This window comes from Acidovorax sp. FG42, from assembly GCF_057809195.1.
Genome location: NZ_JBMDJM010000002.1, coordinates 250,682 through 265,864 on the forward strand (window position 1 = coordinate 250,682; position 15,183 = coordinate 265,864).

General features: G+C 66.1%; 14 protein-coding genes. 5 read left to right on the forward strand and 9 right to left on the reverse strand.

The window, feature by feature from the left end:
- Positions 1–122: 122 nt before the first annotated feature.
- Positions 123–1,466, reverse strand: a complete 1,344-nt coding sequence (gene gdhA, locus ACODSM_RS03775; protein ID WP_488804366.1) for an NADP-specific glutamate dehydrogenase — start codon at positions 1,464–1,466, stop codon at positions 123–125.
- A gap of 275 nt (positions 1,467–1,741) precedes the next feature.
- On the opposite strand from gdhA, the gene ACODSM_RS03780 reads away from it, so the two are divergent.
- On the forward strand, positions 1,742–2,905 hold the full coding sequence (locus tag ACODSM_RS03780; protein ID WP_488804367.1) for a glycerophosphodiester phosphodiesterase: 1,164 nt from the start codon (positions 1,742–1,744) through the stop codon (positions 2,903–2,905).
- A 93-nt stretch (positions 2,906–2,998) separates the two neighbouring features.
- Here ACODSM_RS03780 and ACODSM_RS03785 read toward each other — a convergent pair whose 3' ends face one another.
- Together ACODSM_RS03785 and mutL are read right to left on the reverse strand one after the other, a co-directional pair.
- Positions 2,999–3,679, reverse strand: a complete 681-nt coding sequence (locus tag ACODSM_RS03785; protein ID WP_476017244.1) for a hypothetical protein — start codon at positions 3,677–3,679, stop codon at positions 2,999–3,001.
- A 66-nt stretch (positions 3,680–3,745) separates the two neighbouring features.
- Positions 3,746–5,842, reverse strand: coding sequence for a DNA mismatch repair endonuclease MutL (gene mutL, locus ACODSM_RS03790; RefSeq protein ID WP_488804368.1), 2,097 nt, complete (start codon positions 5,840–5,842; stop codon positions 3,746–3,748).
- A 108-nt stretch (positions 5,843–5,950) separates the two neighbouring features.
- On the opposite strand from mutL, the gene ACODSM_RS03795 reads away from it, so the two are divergent.
- Complete coding sequence (locus ACODSM_RS03795; RefSeq protein WP_209817105.1) at positions 5,951–6,598, forward strand: DedA family protein; 648 nt, start codon at positions 5,951–5,953, stop codon at positions 6,596–6,598.
- A gap of 120 nt (positions 6,599–6,718) precedes the next feature.
- On the opposite strand, the gene ACODSM_RS03800 is transcribed toward ACODSM_RS03795, so the two are convergent.
- The gene (locus tag ACODSM_RS03800; RefSeq protein ID WP_015013308.1) at positions 6,719–6,958 is read right to left on the reverse strand and encodes a YMGG-like glycine zipper-containing protein; all 240 of its coding nucleotides are present in this window, start codon (positions 6,956–6,958) and stop codon (positions 6,719–6,721) included.
- A 232-nt stretch (positions 6,959–7,190) separates the two neighbouring features.
- On the opposite strand from ACODSM_RS03800, the gene ACODSM_RS03805 reads away from it, so the two are divergent.
- Positions 7,191–8,771, forward strand: a complete 1,581-nt coding sequence (locus ACODSM_RS03805) for a methyl-accepting chemotaxis protein (protein ID WP_295942135.1) — start codon at positions 7,191–7,193, stop codon at positions 8,769–8,771.
- 29 nt (positions 8,772–8,800) lie between these two features.
- On the opposite strand, the gene ACODSM_RS03810 is transcribed toward ACODSM_RS03805, so the two are convergent.
- The 3 genes from ACODSM_RS03810 to tsaE all read right to left on the reverse strand — a co-directional run bounded on the left by ACODSM_RS03810 (position 8,801) and on the right by tsaE (position 11,278).
- Positions 8,801–9,142 carry a cupin domain-containing protein gene (locus tag ACODSM_RS03810; protein WP_060986422.1) on the reverse strand — a complete coding sequence of 114 codons (342 nt, stop codon included), beginning with the start codon at positions 9,140–9,142 and terminating at the stop codon, positions 8,801–8,803.
- A gap of 120 nt (positions 9,143–9,262) precedes the next feature.
- The gene (locus tag ACODSM_RS03815; protein ID WP_488804369.1) at positions 9,263–10,729 is read right to left on the reverse strand and encodes an N-acetylmuramoyl-L-alanine amidase; all 1,467 of its coding nucleotides are present in this window, start codon (positions 10,727–10,729) and stop codon (positions 9,263–9,265) included.
- A 6-nt stretch (positions 10,730–10,735) separates the two neighbouring features.
- Positions 10,736–11,278 carry a tRNA (adenosine(37)-N6)-threonylcarbamoyltransferase complex ATPase subunit type 1 TsaE gene (gene tsaE, locus ACODSM_RS03820; protein WP_488804370.1) on the reverse strand — a complete coding sequence of 181 codons (543 nt, stop codon included), beginning with the start codon at positions 11,276–11,278 and terminating at the stop codon, positions 10,736–10,738.
- Between the two features lie 12 nt (positions 11,279–11,290).
- Between tsaE and queG the strand changes: the two genes are divergently transcribed.
- Positions 11,291–12,340: a tRNA epoxyqueuosine(34) reductase QueG gene (gene queG, locus ACODSM_RS03825; protein ID WP_488804371.1), complete on the forward strand. Its 1,050-nt coding sequence runs from the start codon at positions 11,291–11,293 to the stop codon at positions 12,338–12,340.
- A gap of 90 nt (positions 12,341–12,430) precedes the next feature.
- Here queG and ACODSM_RS03830 read toward each other — a convergent pair whose 3' ends face one another.
- Together ACODSM_RS03830 and ACODSM_RS03835 are read right to left on the reverse strand one after the other, a co-directional pair.
- On the reverse strand, positions 12,431–13,078 hold the full coding sequence (locus ACODSM_RS03830; protein WP_309823112.1) for a GDSL-type esterase/lipase family protein: 648 nt from the start codon (positions 13,076–13,078) through the stop codon (positions 12,431–12,433).
- Complete coding sequence (locus ACODSM_RS03835; RefSeq protein ID WP_488804372.1) at positions 13,075–13,980, reverse strand: AEC family transporter; 906 nt, start codon at positions 13,978–13,980, stop codon at positions 13,075–13,077. The genes ACODSM_RS03830 and ACODSM_RS03835 overlap by 4 nt, the downstream gene beginning before the upstream one ends.
- A gap of 186 nt (positions 13,981–14,166) precedes the next feature.
- Between ACODSM_RS03835 and ACODSM_RS03840 the strand changes: the two genes are divergently transcribed.
- Complete coding sequence (locus ACODSM_RS03840; protein WP_056640033.1) at positions 14,167–15,132, forward strand: tripartite tricarboxylate transporter substrate binding protein BugE; 966 nt, start codon at positions 14,167–14,169, stop codon at positions 15,130–15,132.
- Positions 15,133–15,183 lie beyond the last annotated feature (51 nt).

Below are 15,183 nucleotides of genomic sequence, written 5' to 3' on the forward strand. Positions count from 1 at the left end.
CCCAAAGTGTGCGTATTTGTTTCCAGGTGCAGCATAGCCTGCACTGCGCCGCGCGCCAAAAACAAAGGGGCCGAAGCCCCAGTGATTTGCTTTGCGAACAGGCTCTAAGGCCCTGCTGGGGCCTACACCACGCCTTGCGCCAGCATGGCGTCGGCCACCTTCACAAAGCCGGCGATGTTGGCACCGTCGATGTAGCTCACGCTGCCGTCGGCACGCTTGCCATATTGCAGGCAGGCCGCGTGGATGCCCTGCATGATCTGCAGCAGGCGGGCTTCCACCTCTTCGCGCGGCCAGGATAGGCGGGCCGAGTTCTGGCTCATCTCCAGGCCCGATGTGGCTACGCCACCCGCATTGCTGGCCTTGCCGGGGGCGTAGAGCACGCCAGCGGCCTCAAACGCCTTGGCGGCTTCGATGGTCGAGGGCATGTTGGCGCCCTCGGCCACGCAGACCACGCCGTTCTGGATGAGCGTTTTCGCGTCGTTCTCGTCCAGCTCGTTTTGCGTGGCGCAGGGCAAGGCCACGTCCACCTTCACGTGCCAGGGGCGGACACCGGCCTCGAACTTCACGCCTGTGCGTGCGGCGTAATCGCTCACGCGGCCGTACAGGTGGTTCTTGACGTCCATGAGGATGGCGAGCTTTTCAGGCGTGAAGCCCTCTTCGTCAATGATGGTGCCGCTGGAGTCCGACACCGTGATGACCTTGGCACCCAGTTGCATGGCCTTCTCAACGGCGTACTGCGCCACGTTGCCCGAGCCCGACACCGACACGCGCAGGCCATCGAACGAGCGGCCCCGGGTCTTGAGCATCTCTTGCGCGAAGTACACGGTGCCATAGCCTGTGGCCTCAGGGCGGATCAGCGAGCCGCCGAACGACAGGCCCTTTCCGGTGAACACGCTGGCCGCATTGTTGGCCAGCTTCTTGTACATGCCCGCCATGAAACCCACCTCACGGCCGCCCACGCCGATGTCGCCAGCGGGCACATCGGTGTCCGGACCCACGTGGCGGTACAGCTCGGTCACAAAGGCCTGGCAAAAGCGCATGACTTCGGCAGGACTCTTGCCCTTGGGGTCGAAGTCGGAGCCGCCCTTGCCGCCGCCCATGGGCAGCGTGGTCAGTGCGTTCTTGAAGGTCTGCTCAAACGCCAGGAACTTGAGCACCGACAGGTTGACGGATGGGTGAAAGCGCAGGCCGCCCTTGTAGGGGCCAATGGCCATGCTGTGCTGGATGCGGTAGCCGCGGTTGACCTGTACGGCGCCATGGTCGTCCACCCAGGACACGCGGAACATCACGACGCGCTCGGGCTCCACCAGCCGCTCCAGCAGGCCGTGCTCAGCATAGCGGGGGTGCTGCGCGATGAACGGCCACAGGCTTTCCATCACTTCGGTGACAGCTTGCAGGAATTCCGGCTGGCCGGGATTGCGGAGCGCCACGTGGGAAAGGAAGCTCTCGGCGGTCGCGTGTTTCATGGTTCAAAGGGCTTTCAGCAGTAAAGGGTCAACAACATCGAAGGCAGCCATGCACCGGTTTGGCGCACTGCAACATCGAATTATGTCCAAAAGTTATACGTTCATGCCGATGTCTATGCACAATGGTGGGGAATGTGGCCGGGATATTTGCCACATGTTGGTGCGTTTGGCGGGTGGTTCGGCCGTCATCCGTTGGTCAAGCCAACGTCATGGCCTTGTCACATGCCGACGCCACAGTTCGGCGGTTCTACCAACAACATAGCGAGGAGAAGAGCATGCACATCACTGGTGTGAAATGGGGCGCGCTGGCCATGGTGGCCACGCTGGCAGCCTGCGGCGGCAGCGACAACTATCCGTACCCCACCCTGAACGGCGACAAGCCCCTGGTGATCGGCCACCGCGGCACGGCGGGCTACCGGCCCGACCACACGCTGGAAGGCTACAAGCTGGCCATCGACATGGGCGCCGACTTCATCGAGCCCGATCTGGTGGCCACCAAGGATGGTGTGCTGGTCGCCCGCCACGAGCCCAACATCACCGGCACCACCGATGTCTCCACCCGCCCCGAATTCGCCAGCCGCAAGACCAAGAAAGTGGTGGACGGCGTAGAGGAAGAAGGCTGGTTTGTCACCGACTTCACCCTGGCCGAACTCAAGACCCTGCGCGCCATCCAGCCCCTGTCCGACCGCGACCAGTCGTACAACGGCAAGTTCCAGATCCCCACCTTTGAAGAAGTGCTGGACCTGGCCAAGACCGAAGGCGCCAAGGCGGGCCGCACCGTGGGCGTGTACCCCGAGACCAAGCACCCCACCTACCACGTCAAGCAAGGCCTGCCGTTGGAAGACCGCCTGCTGACCATCCTGGCCAAGTACGGCTACACCTCCAAGAGCTCACCCGTCATCATCCAGTCGTTCGAAGTCTCCAACCTCAAGTACCTGCGCACCAAGACCCAGGTGCGCCTGGTGCAGCTGGTTGACGCAGACGATGTGAATCCCGATGGCACCATGTCGCTGGTGGCTCCGTACGACAAGCCCTATGACTTTGCCGTGGCCGGTGACTCGCGCACCTTCGCCAGCCTGCTGACCCCCGCGGGCCTCAAGGAAGTCAAGACCTATGCCGACGGCATTGGCCCCTGGAAGCCCTACCTGATCCCCTCCAAGCAAGTGGATGCCAACAAGGACGGCAAGCCCGACGACCTGAATGGCGACGGCAAGATCGACGAACGCGACCGCGTGATGATGGCGCCCACCGACGTGGTGAAGAACGCCCACGCCGAAGGCCTGTTCGTGCACGCCTACACCTTCCGCAACGAAGCCAAGCGCCTGGCCTCGGACTTCAAGGGCGACCCCAAGGCCGAATACAAGCTGTTCTACAACCTGGGTGTGGACGGCGTGTTCAGCGACTTTGCCGACACGGCCAAGGCAGCGCGGGACAACTGAAAGAGGCCACTGCACGCTACTAAGTAGCGTTCTGCGCACCCGTCAAAAAGCCCGCTTCGGCGGGCTTTTTTCATGCGGCGGTGTGGTGCGGGGTCAGAACCCCAGCGCAAACCCCACGCTGAGCACGGTGCGCCCCTGCTGGCGGCCAATGGTGGCGTCGAGCTGCCTGCCGGGCGCCCACTCCCACCGGGCGCCGGTCTGAAACGTGGGGGCGCTGTGCTGGGTGCCAAAGGCTTCCAGGTGCGGCGTGATGGCGCCCCAGGTGCGCTCCACCGAGGCGCCCCAGGTGGCGCGCCAGGACTGGCCGCGCTCGCGCTGGCTGCCCAGGTTGGCATTGACCACGCCCCAGGTCGCGGCGCAGGTGCCGATGAGATTGAGTGCGACCACGCTGCCTGCGCTCTGCCCGGCACCTTGGCGCCGGTGCACGACGCCGGCGCTGCTGCCTGCATTGCAGCCTTGTTCTTGCGCGGGGCTCCACAGCCACTTGGCCTGCACGCCTTGCAGGGTATGGCGCTCGTTGCGGTCACGTGCCAACACGGCGCCCAGCTCCAGTCCAGCAATGGGGGTGAACGCAGGGGCCATGGACACCGTGCCGGGCTGGCCGCGCTGGCCCTCCCACCACACTTCGACGTGGCCCTGGCCCACCTCGTCCACGCCCGCATCGTCCACGGACAGGGGGCGCCCGGCGTGGGCGGGCCAGGCCAGGCACAGGGCAGTGGTGGCCGCCAGCAGGTTGAGGGCGGGTGTAGGGGCGGGGCTGCAACGATAGGTCATGGAGGGCGATGGCAATGGCTGGAGGAGGGGGCTCTGGCTATGTCGCGGGCGGGGCGGTGCCCGCCGCTACCGTCCACGCAGGAACAGTGCATCCAGCTCCTTCATGCTCAGCTGCCGCCATGTGGGGCGGCCATGGTTGCACTGGTCGGAGCGGTCGGTGGTTTCCATCTGGCGCAGCAAGGCGTTCATCTCGTCGATGGTGAGTTTGCGGTTGGCCCGCACGGCACCGTGGCAGGCCATGGTGCCCAGGATTTCATTGCGGGCGCGCTGCACCACGGTGGTGGCGTCGTGTGCGGCCAGCTCGGCCAGCACGCTGCGGGCCAACTCCACCGGGTCGCCCTGCGCCAACGTGGTGGGCACGGCGCGCACGGCCAGGGTCTTGGGGGAGAAGGGCACCACCTCCAGTCCCAGCGTGGCCAGCACCTCGGCCGACTCTTCGGCCGTGGCGACTTCCTGTGGCGTGGCGGCGAAGGTGGCAGGGATCAGCAAGGGCTGGCTCGCAATGCGCGCGCCGCTGTCCACCTGGGCCTTCAGGCGCTCGTAGACGATGCGCTCGTGGGCGGCGTGCATGTCCACCACCACCATGCCCTGGGCGTTTTCGGCCAGGATGTAGACGCCGTGCAACTGCGCCACGGCCTTGCCCAGGGGCCAGGCGGTTTCCTGGCCGTCGCGGCCCACGGGCCAGGCCGTGGACGGGTTGTTGGCGAGAGGCGGGCTACTGGCCGTTGCAAAGGGTGAGGCTGCCCCGGCAGGCTGCACGCTATCCCACCCCGTGCCAGAAGCCCCGGGTGTTTCGGGCGTGGTGGGCGCTGTGGCTGTTGCGTTTGCATCGGCCTGGGTCGAAGGCGCCCACAGTCCCCCCACCGCAGCGTCAGACGCTGGCTCTGCCCTAGGGCTGGCAAAGTGCGTACCGCGCGGCGCCCACAAGGCCGCCAGATCTTCCACTCGGTGACCCCGTTCTTCAAATTTGATAGCAGCCTGGGCATTCCACACCGGCGCTTGAGGCGTCTGGGGCTTGAAATGCTCCGCATCACCGGCTGTAGTGGGGTTGGGCGCCGCCGCAGCCGCTGCCAGTGCGGCGGCGCGGGGCGCTGCGAGCGCGTTTTCTACCGCATGGCGTACGGCCTGGTGCACCTCTCGGCTGTCGCGAAAGCGCACCTCGATCTTGGTGGGGTGCACGTTCACGTCCACACGCGCGGGGTCGATCTCCACATACAGCGCGTAGATGGGCTGCTTGTGACCGTGCAGCACATCTTCGTAGGCGCTGCGGGCCGCGTGGGTGAGGACCTTGTCGCGCACAAAGCGGCCATTGACGTAGCAGTACTGGTGGTCGGGCCGCGAGCGGGCCGCGTCGGGCAGCCCTGCGCGGCCGGTGACCGTGACGGGGCCCACACGGTGCTGCACAGCAACCGACTGGGTGACGAAGTCTTCGCCCAGCACATCCGACAGGCGGCGTGCCAGCGCGTCATGGGCGACCTGTACATCGCTCTGGCCGGGCACGAAGGTGGCGCGCCACTGCTCCACCAGCTTGCCCTCGTGCCAGATGGCAAAGCCCACATCGGGCCGCGCCAGCGCGTGGCGGCGCACCGATTCAATGCAGTGCGCCAGCTCGGTGGCGTCGGTCTTCAAGAACTTGCGGCGCGCGGGGGTGGAGAAGAACAGTTCCTTCACCTCCACCGTGGTGCCGGTGCTGCGTGCGGCGGGGCGCAGCTCGCCGCTGCGTGCGTCCAGCAAGAAGGCGCTGGCCTGAGCCGCCGGGCGCGAGAGCAGGGCCATCTCCGACACCGAGGCGATGGCCGCCAGTGCCTCGCCCCGAAAGCCCATGGTGGCCACGGTCTCCAGGTCGTTCAGGTTGGTGATCTTGCTGGTGGCGTGGCGGCGCAGGGCCACGGGCAGTTCTTCTTGCGGAATGCCACCACCATCGTCTTCCACCGTGATCAGCCGCACCCCACCTGCCGACAGTCGCACAGTGATTTGCGTGGCGCCCGCGTCCAGCGCGTTGTCCACCAGCTCGCGTACCACTGAGGCCGGGCGCTCCACCACCTCGCCAGCTGCAATCTGGCTGATCAGCTCATCGGGCAGATCGCGGATGGGGCGGCGCGCTGGGGGCGTGGGGCTGGAGGCGGGCTGCGCCGCTGCGAGGGAGGAGGTGGTGTCGTTCACCCGGGGGATTTTAGGGCGGGGGCTGTGCAGGGATATCGGGCGGTGCGGCGGGCGGGATGGGGATAATGCGCCCACCTTTTTTCCGCGCCGCGCCGGGCCTGCCTCTTCATGGAACTTGTCACTTTTCTCATCGACTTCATCCTGCACGTGGACAAGTACCTGGAGGCGTTTGTGCAGACCTACGGCATGTGGGTGTATGCGCTGCTGTTTGCCATTGTGTTTGTCGAAACGGGTCTGGTGGTGATGCCGTTCCTGCCGGGCGACTCGCTGCTGTTCATCGTGGGTGCGCTGTGTGGTGCGGGTCTCATGAACTTTCCGCTGGCGTGCGCGGTGCTGCTGGCGGCGGCCATTTTGGGCGACCAATGCAACTATTCGATCGGCCGCTACTTTGGGCCCAAGGTGTTCCAGTGGGAGGATTCGCGCTGGTTCAACCGCCGGGCGTTCAACCAGGCGCATGAGTTTTACGAGCGCTACGGCGGCATCACCATCGTGATTGCGCGCTTCATGCCCTTCATCCGCACGTTTGCACCCTTCGTGGCGGGCGTGGCCGAAATGAACCGTGCCAAGTTCACCGCGTACAACGTGGGTGGTGCGCTGCTGTGGGTGCTGGGCATTGCCACGGCGGGGTACTTCTTCGGCAACTTTGCATGGGTTAAGGAGAACCTGGACAAGATCATCTGGGCGATGATTTTTGTGCCGGGCCTGATCGCCATTTTTGGTGCCTGGCGCGCAGGGCGTCAGGCGCGTACGGTATGAAGATCGCCCATCTGCTACCAAAACAAGAGCGGCAGGCGCATGTGGATCATGCGCCTGCCGCTTTTTTGATGCCCAAACAGGTGCTGAGCATCCAGCGGGAGCGCTCAGCGCCCCGCAAATTTAACGGCGGTAGGGGCGACGCTGGTCGCGGTCTTCACCCACCTCATGGCCGATGAGGGCGCCGGCTGCGGCACCGCCGATGGTGCCCACGGGGCCGCCGAAGATGGCATTACCGGCAACGCCGCCGACCACGGCGCCGACGCCAGTGCCCACTTGGGCGTTGGTGGGGTTGGATGCACAACCACCCAGTGCCAGGGCCGCGGTGCAAGTGGTCGCGAGAAGAATGTGACGGATTTTCATGGCGAGATTCCTTGATGGTTGTGGAGTCAGGCCGTGGTCCCCTTCCGCAGTGGCGGCTGAAGCTCGACCTGTGCCTCTACTGTGGCTCGTGATGCTTTTTGTCGGTGTAGGCAGGCAAGGGCGGTGGCTGTAGGACAGGCTCTTAGGGTTTCCCTGCGCTTGGCGCTGTTGCCAACTGCGTTGCGCAGGCAGATCATTTCCTGGGCGTACAAAACTTACACAAGGACACGCGATGACCCAGCACATCCAGCACGCCGGCCGGGGGGCCGTGGGCGCTCAATTGACGGTGGCGCAGCAGATCAGCTTGATCGTGGGGGTGGCGGTGTTGGCGCTGGTGGTGGTGCTGGTGCTCAGTCTTGTGCGGGTGCAGCATCTGGGGGCCACGGTGGACCATCTCGCATCAGAGCAAGTGGAGAGGCTGCAACTGGCGCTGCGCTGGCGCAGCAACATCGCCGTCAATTCCACGCGCGTGTTCTCTATCGCCCAGACCGAGGGCGATGACCTGCAAAACTACTTCAAGGACACGATGGCGGCCACCACGGCCGACACCAGCAAGGTGCAAAAGCGCTACACCGAGCTGGAGAACAGCCCCGAGGGCCTTCGCATCCAGGAAGAGCTGGCGACCATCCGCAAGTCGTACCTGGAGACGCGCGACAAGTCGCTGGAGCTGAAAAAGGCGGGTGACATGGCCCAGGCCCGCGCCTATGCGCTGGGCACGTTTGCCCCAGTGCTGGACAAGTACAACGCCATTGCCGACAAGATGGTCGATTACCAGGTGCGCCGCTCGGCCGAGCAGGCGGCCGAGGCGGCTGAACTCATCCAGTCCTACCGCATGACGGTGCTGGTGGCCGGCGTGGCGGGGCTCGCGCTGCTGGTGGTGCTGTCGTGGGTGGTGGTGCAGCGCATCCGCCGCTCGCTGGGGGCGGTGAGCGCAGTGGCGCAGCGCATTGGCGAGGGCGACCTGTCCCAGCCCATCGAGGTGCAGGGGCGGGGCGAGGTGGCCGAGATGATGCGGGCCATGCAGGGCATGCAGACCTCGCTGGTGCGCATCGTGGGCGATGTGCGGCACAGCAGCGACAGCATTGCCACGGGCTCCAGCGAGATCGCCATGGGCAATGCCGACCTGAGCCAGCGCACAGAAGAGCAGGCCAGCAACCTGGAGGAAACGGCCGCCTCCATGGAGCAGATCACCAGCACCGTGAAGAACAACGCCGACACCGCGCGCAAGGCCGCGACGCTGGCCGGCTCGGCATCACAGGCCGCGGTCAAGGGCGGCGAGGTGGTGGGCCAGGTAGTGACCACCATGCAGGATATTTCGGTCGCGTCCCGAAAGATCACCGACATCATCAGCGTGATCGACGGCATTGCATTCCAGACCAACATCCTGGCGCTGAACGCGGCGGTGGAGGCCGCACGCGCCGGTGAACAGGGGCGTGGCTTTGCCGTGGTGGCCAGCGAAGTGCGCAGCCTGGCCCAGCGCAGCGCCGAGGCCGCCAAGGAGATCAAGGCCCTGATCGGCGCGAGTGTGGAGAAGGTGGAAAACGGCACGCAGCTGGTGAGCAACGCCGGGCAGAGCATGGAAGACATCGTTGCCCAAGTGCAGCGGGTGAGCGACCTGATTGGCGAAATCTCCAGCGCCACGGGCGAGCAGACCATCGGTATCAGCCAGGTGGGCGAGGCGGTGATGCAGCTCGACCAGGTCACCCAGCAGAACGCCGCGCTGGTGGAGCAGAGCGCGGCGGCGGCCGACAGCCTCAAGCACCAGGCGGCGCGGCTGTCAGAGATCGTGAGCGTGTTCCGGCTGGGGCGCTGATTGCCCTGACCGCCCTGGCGGGCTGGGGCTCAAGCCGTTGGGGCAGGCTTGAGGCACATCGTCACCAGCAGGGACGCAGGCTCCACCGCCTTCAGCGAATGCAGCGCGCGCGGTGCCAGGTGCACAAAGTCGCCGGGGTGCAACTGCTGCACGCCCTGGTCGCTGGCAAACTCCACCACGCCCTCGATGCACTGAACGGTCGCCTCGCCGGGCGTCTGGTGCTCTTTCATGGATTTGCCTACCGGCAGGACCACCCGCATGACTTCGAGCTGGCCGGCTTTGAGGATGGCGGTGGTGACGGTGTCGGCCAAACGCGCCCCCAGAGGGCGCACGCTGACGATCTGGCCAGATTGGGCGTGGGGCAGGGCCATGGCAGTTCTCCTTGCTGGCCTGGGCGCGGTGCGCGCCCGGCCGATGCAGCCTACTGTGCCTGCAGTTGGCAGTGCGCGCAAGGTGGTCTGGCTGCCCCGCGCGCCCTGTCCTTGACCTGCCTACACCGACCGGCTGCGCGCCAGCGGCGGGTTCTTGGCGAAGTAGCGGGTAATACCGCGCATCAGCGCATCGGCCAGCTGCTCCTGGTAGGCGCTGCTGCGCAGGCGCTTTTCTTCTTCGGGGTTGCTGATGAAGGCGGTTTCGACCAGCACGCTGGGGATGTCGGGCGCCTTGAGCACGGCAAAGCCTGCCTGCTCCACGCGCGGCTTGTGCAGCTTGCCCACATTGCCGATCTCGCCCAACAGCACGGTGCCGAGCTTGAGGCTGTCGTTGATCTGCGCGGTGGTGCTCATGTCCAGCAGCGCGCGCTGTACATGCTGGTCCTTGGACTGCACGTTGATGCCGCCCACCAGGTCGGCCTGGTTTTCCTTGTTGGCCAGCCAGCGGGCGGCGGTGCTGGAGGCACCGCCCTGGCTCAGCGCAAACACGCTGGCGCCGCGTGCGGCAGGGGTGGTGAACGCGTCGGCGTGGATGCTCACGAACAGGTCTGCCTGCACGCGCCGGGCCTTTTGCACGCGGGTGCCCAGGGGCACAAAGTAGTCCCCGTCGCGTGTGAGGTAGGCACGCATGGGGTTGCCGCCAATGGTGGTGGCATTGATGCGGTCGCGCAGCAGGTGGGCCACACGCAGCACCACGTCTTTTTCACGCGTGCCGGAGGGGCCGATGGCGCCAGGGTCTTCGCCGCCGTGGCCGGGGTCGAGTGCCACGATGATGATGCGGTCGGTCTCGGTGGCTGTGGCGCGGTTGCCGGAGCGTGACGGCGCTGCAGGGGCTGCCCCCGGTGCGGGCGTCGCCGCCACTGCTGGTGGCGGGGCGGGTGGCTGTGTACCCGTGCTGCCGGTGGTGGGACCATTGGCGCGCTGCGCGATCAGATCGCCCAGCGGGTCGTGCTCGGCAGCCGGTGCGGGCGCGCGTGCGGTGGCAGGGGCGCTGGCAGGCGAGGGGGCAGACGCAGCAGCGGGGCCGTTGGCATCGCGCAGGCGCTCGGCAATCAGGGCCTCCAGCGGGTCCACGGGCGCTGCGGGGTACAGGTCAAACACCAGCCGGTGGCGGTAGGCGGCCACAGGCGGCAGGGTGAACACCTGCGGCATGGCGGGCTGCTTGAGGTCCACCACCAGGCGCACCACGCCGGGCGCGTTCTGGCCCACGCGGATGCCCGCGATGTTGGGGTCGTCGGGTTTGACCTTGGCCACCAGTTCGCGCAGCTCGGGGCTCAGGTCGATGCCCTCAATGTCCACCGCCAGGCGCGGCGGCGAGGTCACGAAAAACTGCTTGGCCACCAGCGCGCCATCGGACTCGATGGTGACGCGCGAATACTCAGGGGCGGGCCACACGCGCACGGCCACGATGGTGGCGCCGCGTGCAATCTGCTGTGTACCCAGCAGCAGTACCAGGGTGCTGGCGCGCAGCACGGCGCGGCGCGATGGCTGGGGGGCTTGGCGGGCAGGCAAGGTGGGTTCGTTCACGGCGTCTCAGAGAGCTTGCAGCAGGCTGCGCCCGGTGGCGGTGGGGGCATGCAGAGTGACCTTCCTTTCGGTGTCATCCGTTGCTTCAATGTGAATAGCAAGGTCTGCAAGCGGGGTAAGCGCTGCAGCCTTTTCCGGCCATTCTGCCACCTTGAGACCGGGGTTGGCAAAAATGTCCCTGAAACCGGCGTCTTCCCACTCGCGCGGATCGTCAAAACGGTAGAAGTCGAAGTGCCAGATTGACAGACCCGGGGCCTCGTGGGGCTCCACCACGGCATAGGTGGGGCTCTTGATACGGCCTTGCACACCCAGGGCGCGCAGCAGGTGGCGCACCAGGGTGGTCTTGCCCGCACCCAGGTCGCCGTGCAGGGTCACAAAGGCGTTGGCCAGCAGGGGTTGTGCGGCCAGGCGCTGGGCAAAGGCGGCGGTGTCTTCCTCGCCATGCCAGATGAATTGGCGCGTAGGTTCGGCAGAAGTGCCGGCAGGGGGGGCGCCAGGGGCATCGCTGCCGCTTTCTACAATCTGGCCGGTATGTGGTGCAACAGTCAACTCGTTCCTCAAATGCAGGAGTGGGCCCGCGAGCTGGGATTTTCCCAAATCGGCGTGGCGGGGGTGGACTTGTCTGCGGCCGAGCCGGGTCTTGCGGCCTGGCTGGCGCAGGGCTTCCATGGTGACATGCATTACATGGCATCCCACGGCATGAAGCGCGCGCGGCCGGCCGAACTGGTGCCCGGCACCGTGAGCGTGATCACGGCGCGCATGGATTATTTGCCGCGCGATACCGCCAGGGATGCGCCGGGGGGCTGGCAGGCGGCCGAACTCTCCCGCCTGCAGCGCCCGCACGAGGGCATCGTCTCTGTCTATGCCCGGGGGCGCGACTACCACAAGGTGCTGCGTGCGCGGCTGCAAAAGCTCAGCGACCGCATTGCCGAGGCCATCGGCCCGTTTGGCCACCGGGTGTTCACCGACTCCGCCCCGGTGCTGGAGGCCGAGCTGGCTGCGCGCAGCGGCCAGGGCTGGCGCGGCAAGCACACGCTCGTGCTCAACCGCGAGGCCGGGTCCATGTTCTTCTTGGGCGAGATTTACGTGGACATGGCGCTGCCACCGAGCGAGCCCGTCACCGCGCACTGCGGCAACTGCAGTGCGTGCATCGACATCTGCCCCACGCAGGCGATCATCGCGCCGCATCGCATCGACGCGCGGCGCTGCATCTCCTACCTCACCATCGAACACGCCGGGCCCATCCCTGTGGAACTGCGCCCGCTGCTGGGCAACCGCATCTATGGCTGCGACGACTGCCAGTTGATTTGCCCCTGGAACAAGTTTGCCCAGGTCAGCCGCCTGCACGATTTTGATGAGCGCAAAGGCCTCTCAGGCCAGCAACTGGTGCACCTGTTTGCGTGGGACGAAGCCACCTTCTTGCGCATGACCGAGGGCGGCCCCATTCGCCGCATCGGCCATGAGCGGTGGTTGCGCAATGTGGCGGTGGCACTGGGCAATGCGCTGCGCGCCACCGGCGACGACGCCTTGCGCACGGCGCTGCAGTCACGCGCTGACGACGCCAGTGCGCTGGTGCGGGAGCATGTGGCCTGGGCGCTGGAAGCGTGTTGAGGACGTTTTTGAAAGAAATCGCCCGGTAGCGCTAGTGCAACATGCCTAAGTAGCTATCAAAATAGGAGTGATAACCGTTGCGCTGGGTCCTTACTGCGCCAGCAGCCCCGTCTTCCGCAAGGTGCCCACCAGCCCCTGGGCAAACTCCGCATACCCCGCAGCGTTGGCGTGGATCTGGTCCGACCGCAACCGCTCTTGCGCCAGTACGCTAGACCAGCCCTTGGCATGCAGCGGGATCTTCAGCTCCTCGGCAATCTCTTCGTACAGCGGGTGGTCGCTCAGGCGGCCGGCGGCGGCCATCAGCGACAGCTCGGGCACAGCCACCAGCAGCACCTGCGCGCCGCTGCCCTTGGCCTCGCTGCAAATGCGCAGGATGTTGGCGCGTGTGGTGGCCGCGCTCTGGCGCCGCAAAAAGTCGTTGCCGCCGATGCCCACGATGACCAGCGCGGGCTGGTGCTGTTGCAGCAGGCCCGGCAGGCGCGCCAGCGCCTGGGCCGAGGTGTCGCCCGACACGCCCCCGTTCACCACCTTCCAGCCCGTCAGGCGCGCCAGCTCCGCCGGGTAGGCGGTGTCGGCCGTGGCACCCACGCCCGATGTGAGCGAGTCGCCCAGCGCCAGCACCGTGGCGCCCGGCGGCACCCCTTGGGCACGCGGCGGTTTGCGGCCACACGCGACCATGCTCAAGGTAGCGACCAGACTGGCGCCCAGCAGCCGCCTGCGGTTCAGACCCCGGCTCATCGCAGCACCCCCAGCGCAAACGGCAGGCTCACGATGCCCAGCAAGGTGGACAGCGTGACCAGCCCCGCCACATACGGCCCGTTGTAGCCCATGCGCGCCGCCAGCACATAGCAGGTCGATGCCGTGGGCAAGGCGGCAAAGGCCAGCAGCACGGTGGTCTGCACGGCGTCGAGCCCAAACACGCGCGCCATGCCAAACGCCACCAGCGGCTGCACCAGGTGGCGGATGGCCAGCACCGATACGCTCAGCGTCTTGCCCCGCGTGAGCAGGCCAAACTGCAGCCCAGCCCCGGCCGCCATCAGGCCCAGCGCCAGTGATGCGGAGCTGATGCGGCTGACCGTGGGCACCGCCCATTCGGGGATCTGAAAGCCCAGCAGGTTGGCTGTCAGGCCCGAGGCGGTGGCAATGATCAGCGGGTTGCGCAACAGCTCCCGCGCAAAGCTGTGCTGTCCATGGCGGGCCATGGGCCACACGGCCGCCACGTTGAACAGCGGCACACACACACCGATCAGCACGGCAATCATCAACAGTCCCTGCGTGCCCGCCAGCCGCTCTGCAATGGCCAGGCCAATGAAGGAGTTGAAGCGGAACGCCACCTGCGCGCTGGCCGCGTGGTCGCGCACGTCAATGTGCTTGCCCACCCAGGGCCAGTGCGGCAGGCTGTAGGCCAGCGCGATGCCGATCACGCCCGACAACATGCCTGCGCCGATCAAGCCCGACGCCGCGCCGATATCCATCGGGCTTTTGACGATGGACTGGAACAGCAGCACCGGGAACAGCAGGTAGTACACCAGGCTCTCCACCGGCTGCCAGACCGAGCGGTTCAGGGCGGTGTACCGGCAGATCAGGTAGCCCAAGAAGATGAGTGAAAAGTCGGGGAGCAGGAGTTGGGCGTAGTTCACGCACCGAGAATACTTGATGCATGGCAAGCCGGTGGGGGGGCTCCAAGCAGGTTGAGTGGGACAGGCGGCTGCCCACCCTCACCCATTTTTAGGGTTAGCCCTTATGTGGAATCCGCAGGGCGGTTTGGCGGGTGTTGCGCATACCATCGGCGCTGTTTGTTGTTACCCCGCACGAAGGAGATTTCCATGCATCGTCGTCAATGGCTTGCGCTGACCGTACTGGCTGCCGCAGCTGGATCGGCTGCCGCACAAGGCTACCCCAACAAGGTGATCCGACTGGTTGTGCCCTTTGCACCCGGTGGCACCACCGACATCATTGCGCGCGTGATCGCCGAGCCCCTGGGCCGCGTGCTCGGCCAGAGCGTGATCGTGGACAACAAGGCCGGTGGTGGCGGCATCGTGGGTGCGGCTGAACTCGCCCGCGCCACAGCCGACGGCTATACGCTGGGCGTGGCCACGGTGTCCACCACCGCCGCCAACCCCGCCATCAACCCCAAGACGCCGTACAACCCGCTGACGGACTTCTCGCCCATCATCAACATTGCGGCCACACCCAACATCATTGCGGTGAACCCGAGCTTCCCGGCCAAGGACTACAAGTCGTTCGTGGCCGAACTGAAGAAGTCGCCCGGCAAGTATTCGTACTCGTCGTCCGGCACGGGCGGCATCGGCCACCTGCAGATGGAGCTGTACAAGAACCTCTCGGGCACCTTTGTGACCCACATCCCCTACCGCGGTGCGGGCCCGGCCCTGAACGACACCGTGGCGGGCCAGGTACCCATGATTTTTGACAACCTGCCCTCGGCGCTGCCCTTCATCAAGGAAAACCGCCTGGTGCCCATCGTCGTTGCAGCGCCCCAGCGCGTAGCAGCCCTGCCCAATGTGCCCACCTTCAAGGAACTGGGCCTGGAGCCGGTGAACCGCATGGCCTACTACGGCATCGTGGGCCCCAAGGGCTTGCCCAAGGATGTGGTGGACAAGATCAACGCCGGTGTGCGCAAGGCCCTGGAAGACCCGGCCGTGAAGAAGCGCATCGAAGACACGGGCTCGCTCGTGATCGGCAACACGCCCGAGCAGTTTGCCGAGCAGATCAAGGCCGAGTTCGCGGTCTACAAGGACGTGGTCGTCAAGCAGAAGCTGACGCTGGAATAAACGTCACGGCTTTCGTCCCCAGCCGCCTTCGGGCGGCTTTTTTATGCCTGT

Excerpts from the sequence above, each read along its gene's own strand:
- gdhA (WP_488804366.1), bottom strand. The coding sequence starts at position 1,466 with ATGAAACACGCGACCGCCGAGAGCTTCCTTTCCCACGTGGCGCTCCGC.
- ACODSM_RS03780 (WP_488804367.1), top strand. The coding sequence starts at position 1,742 with ATGCACATCACTGGTGTGAAATGGGGCGCGCTGGCCATGGTGGCCACG.
- ACODSM_RS03785 (WP_476017244.1), bottom strand. The coding sequence starts at position 3,679 with ATGACCTATCGTTGCAGCCCCGCCCCTACACCCGCCCTCAACCTGCTG.
- ACODSM_RS03795 (WP_209817105.1), top strand. The coding sequence starts at position 5,951 with ATGGAACTTGTCACTTTTCTCATCGACTTCATCCTGCACGTGGACAAG.
- ACODSM_RS03800 (WP_015013308.1), bottom strand. The coding sequence starts at position 6,958 with ATGAAAATCCGTCACATTCTTCTCGCGACCACTTGCACCGCGGCCCTG.
- ACODSM_RS03805 (WP_295942135.1), top strand. The coding sequence starts at position 7,191 with ATGACCCAGCACATCCAGCACGCCGGCCGGGGGGCCGTGGGCGCTCAA.
- ACODSM_RS03810 (WP_060986422.1), bottom strand. The coding sequence starts at position 9,142 with ATGGCCCTGCCCCACGCCCAATCTGGCCAGATCGTCAGCGTGCGCCCT.
- queG (WP_488804371.1), top strand. The coding sequence starts at position 11,291 with ATGCAGGAGTGGGCCCGCGAGCTGGGATTTTCCCAAATCGGCGTGGCG.
- ACODSM_RS03830 (WP_309823112.1), bottom strand. The coding sequence starts at position 13,078 with ATGAGCCGGGGTCTGAACCGCAGGCGGCTGCTGGGCGCCAGTCTGGTC.
- ACODSM_RS03840 (WP_056640033.1), top strand. The coding sequence starts at position 14,167 with ATGCATCGTCGTCAATGGCTTGCGCTGACCGTACTGGCTGCCGCAGCT.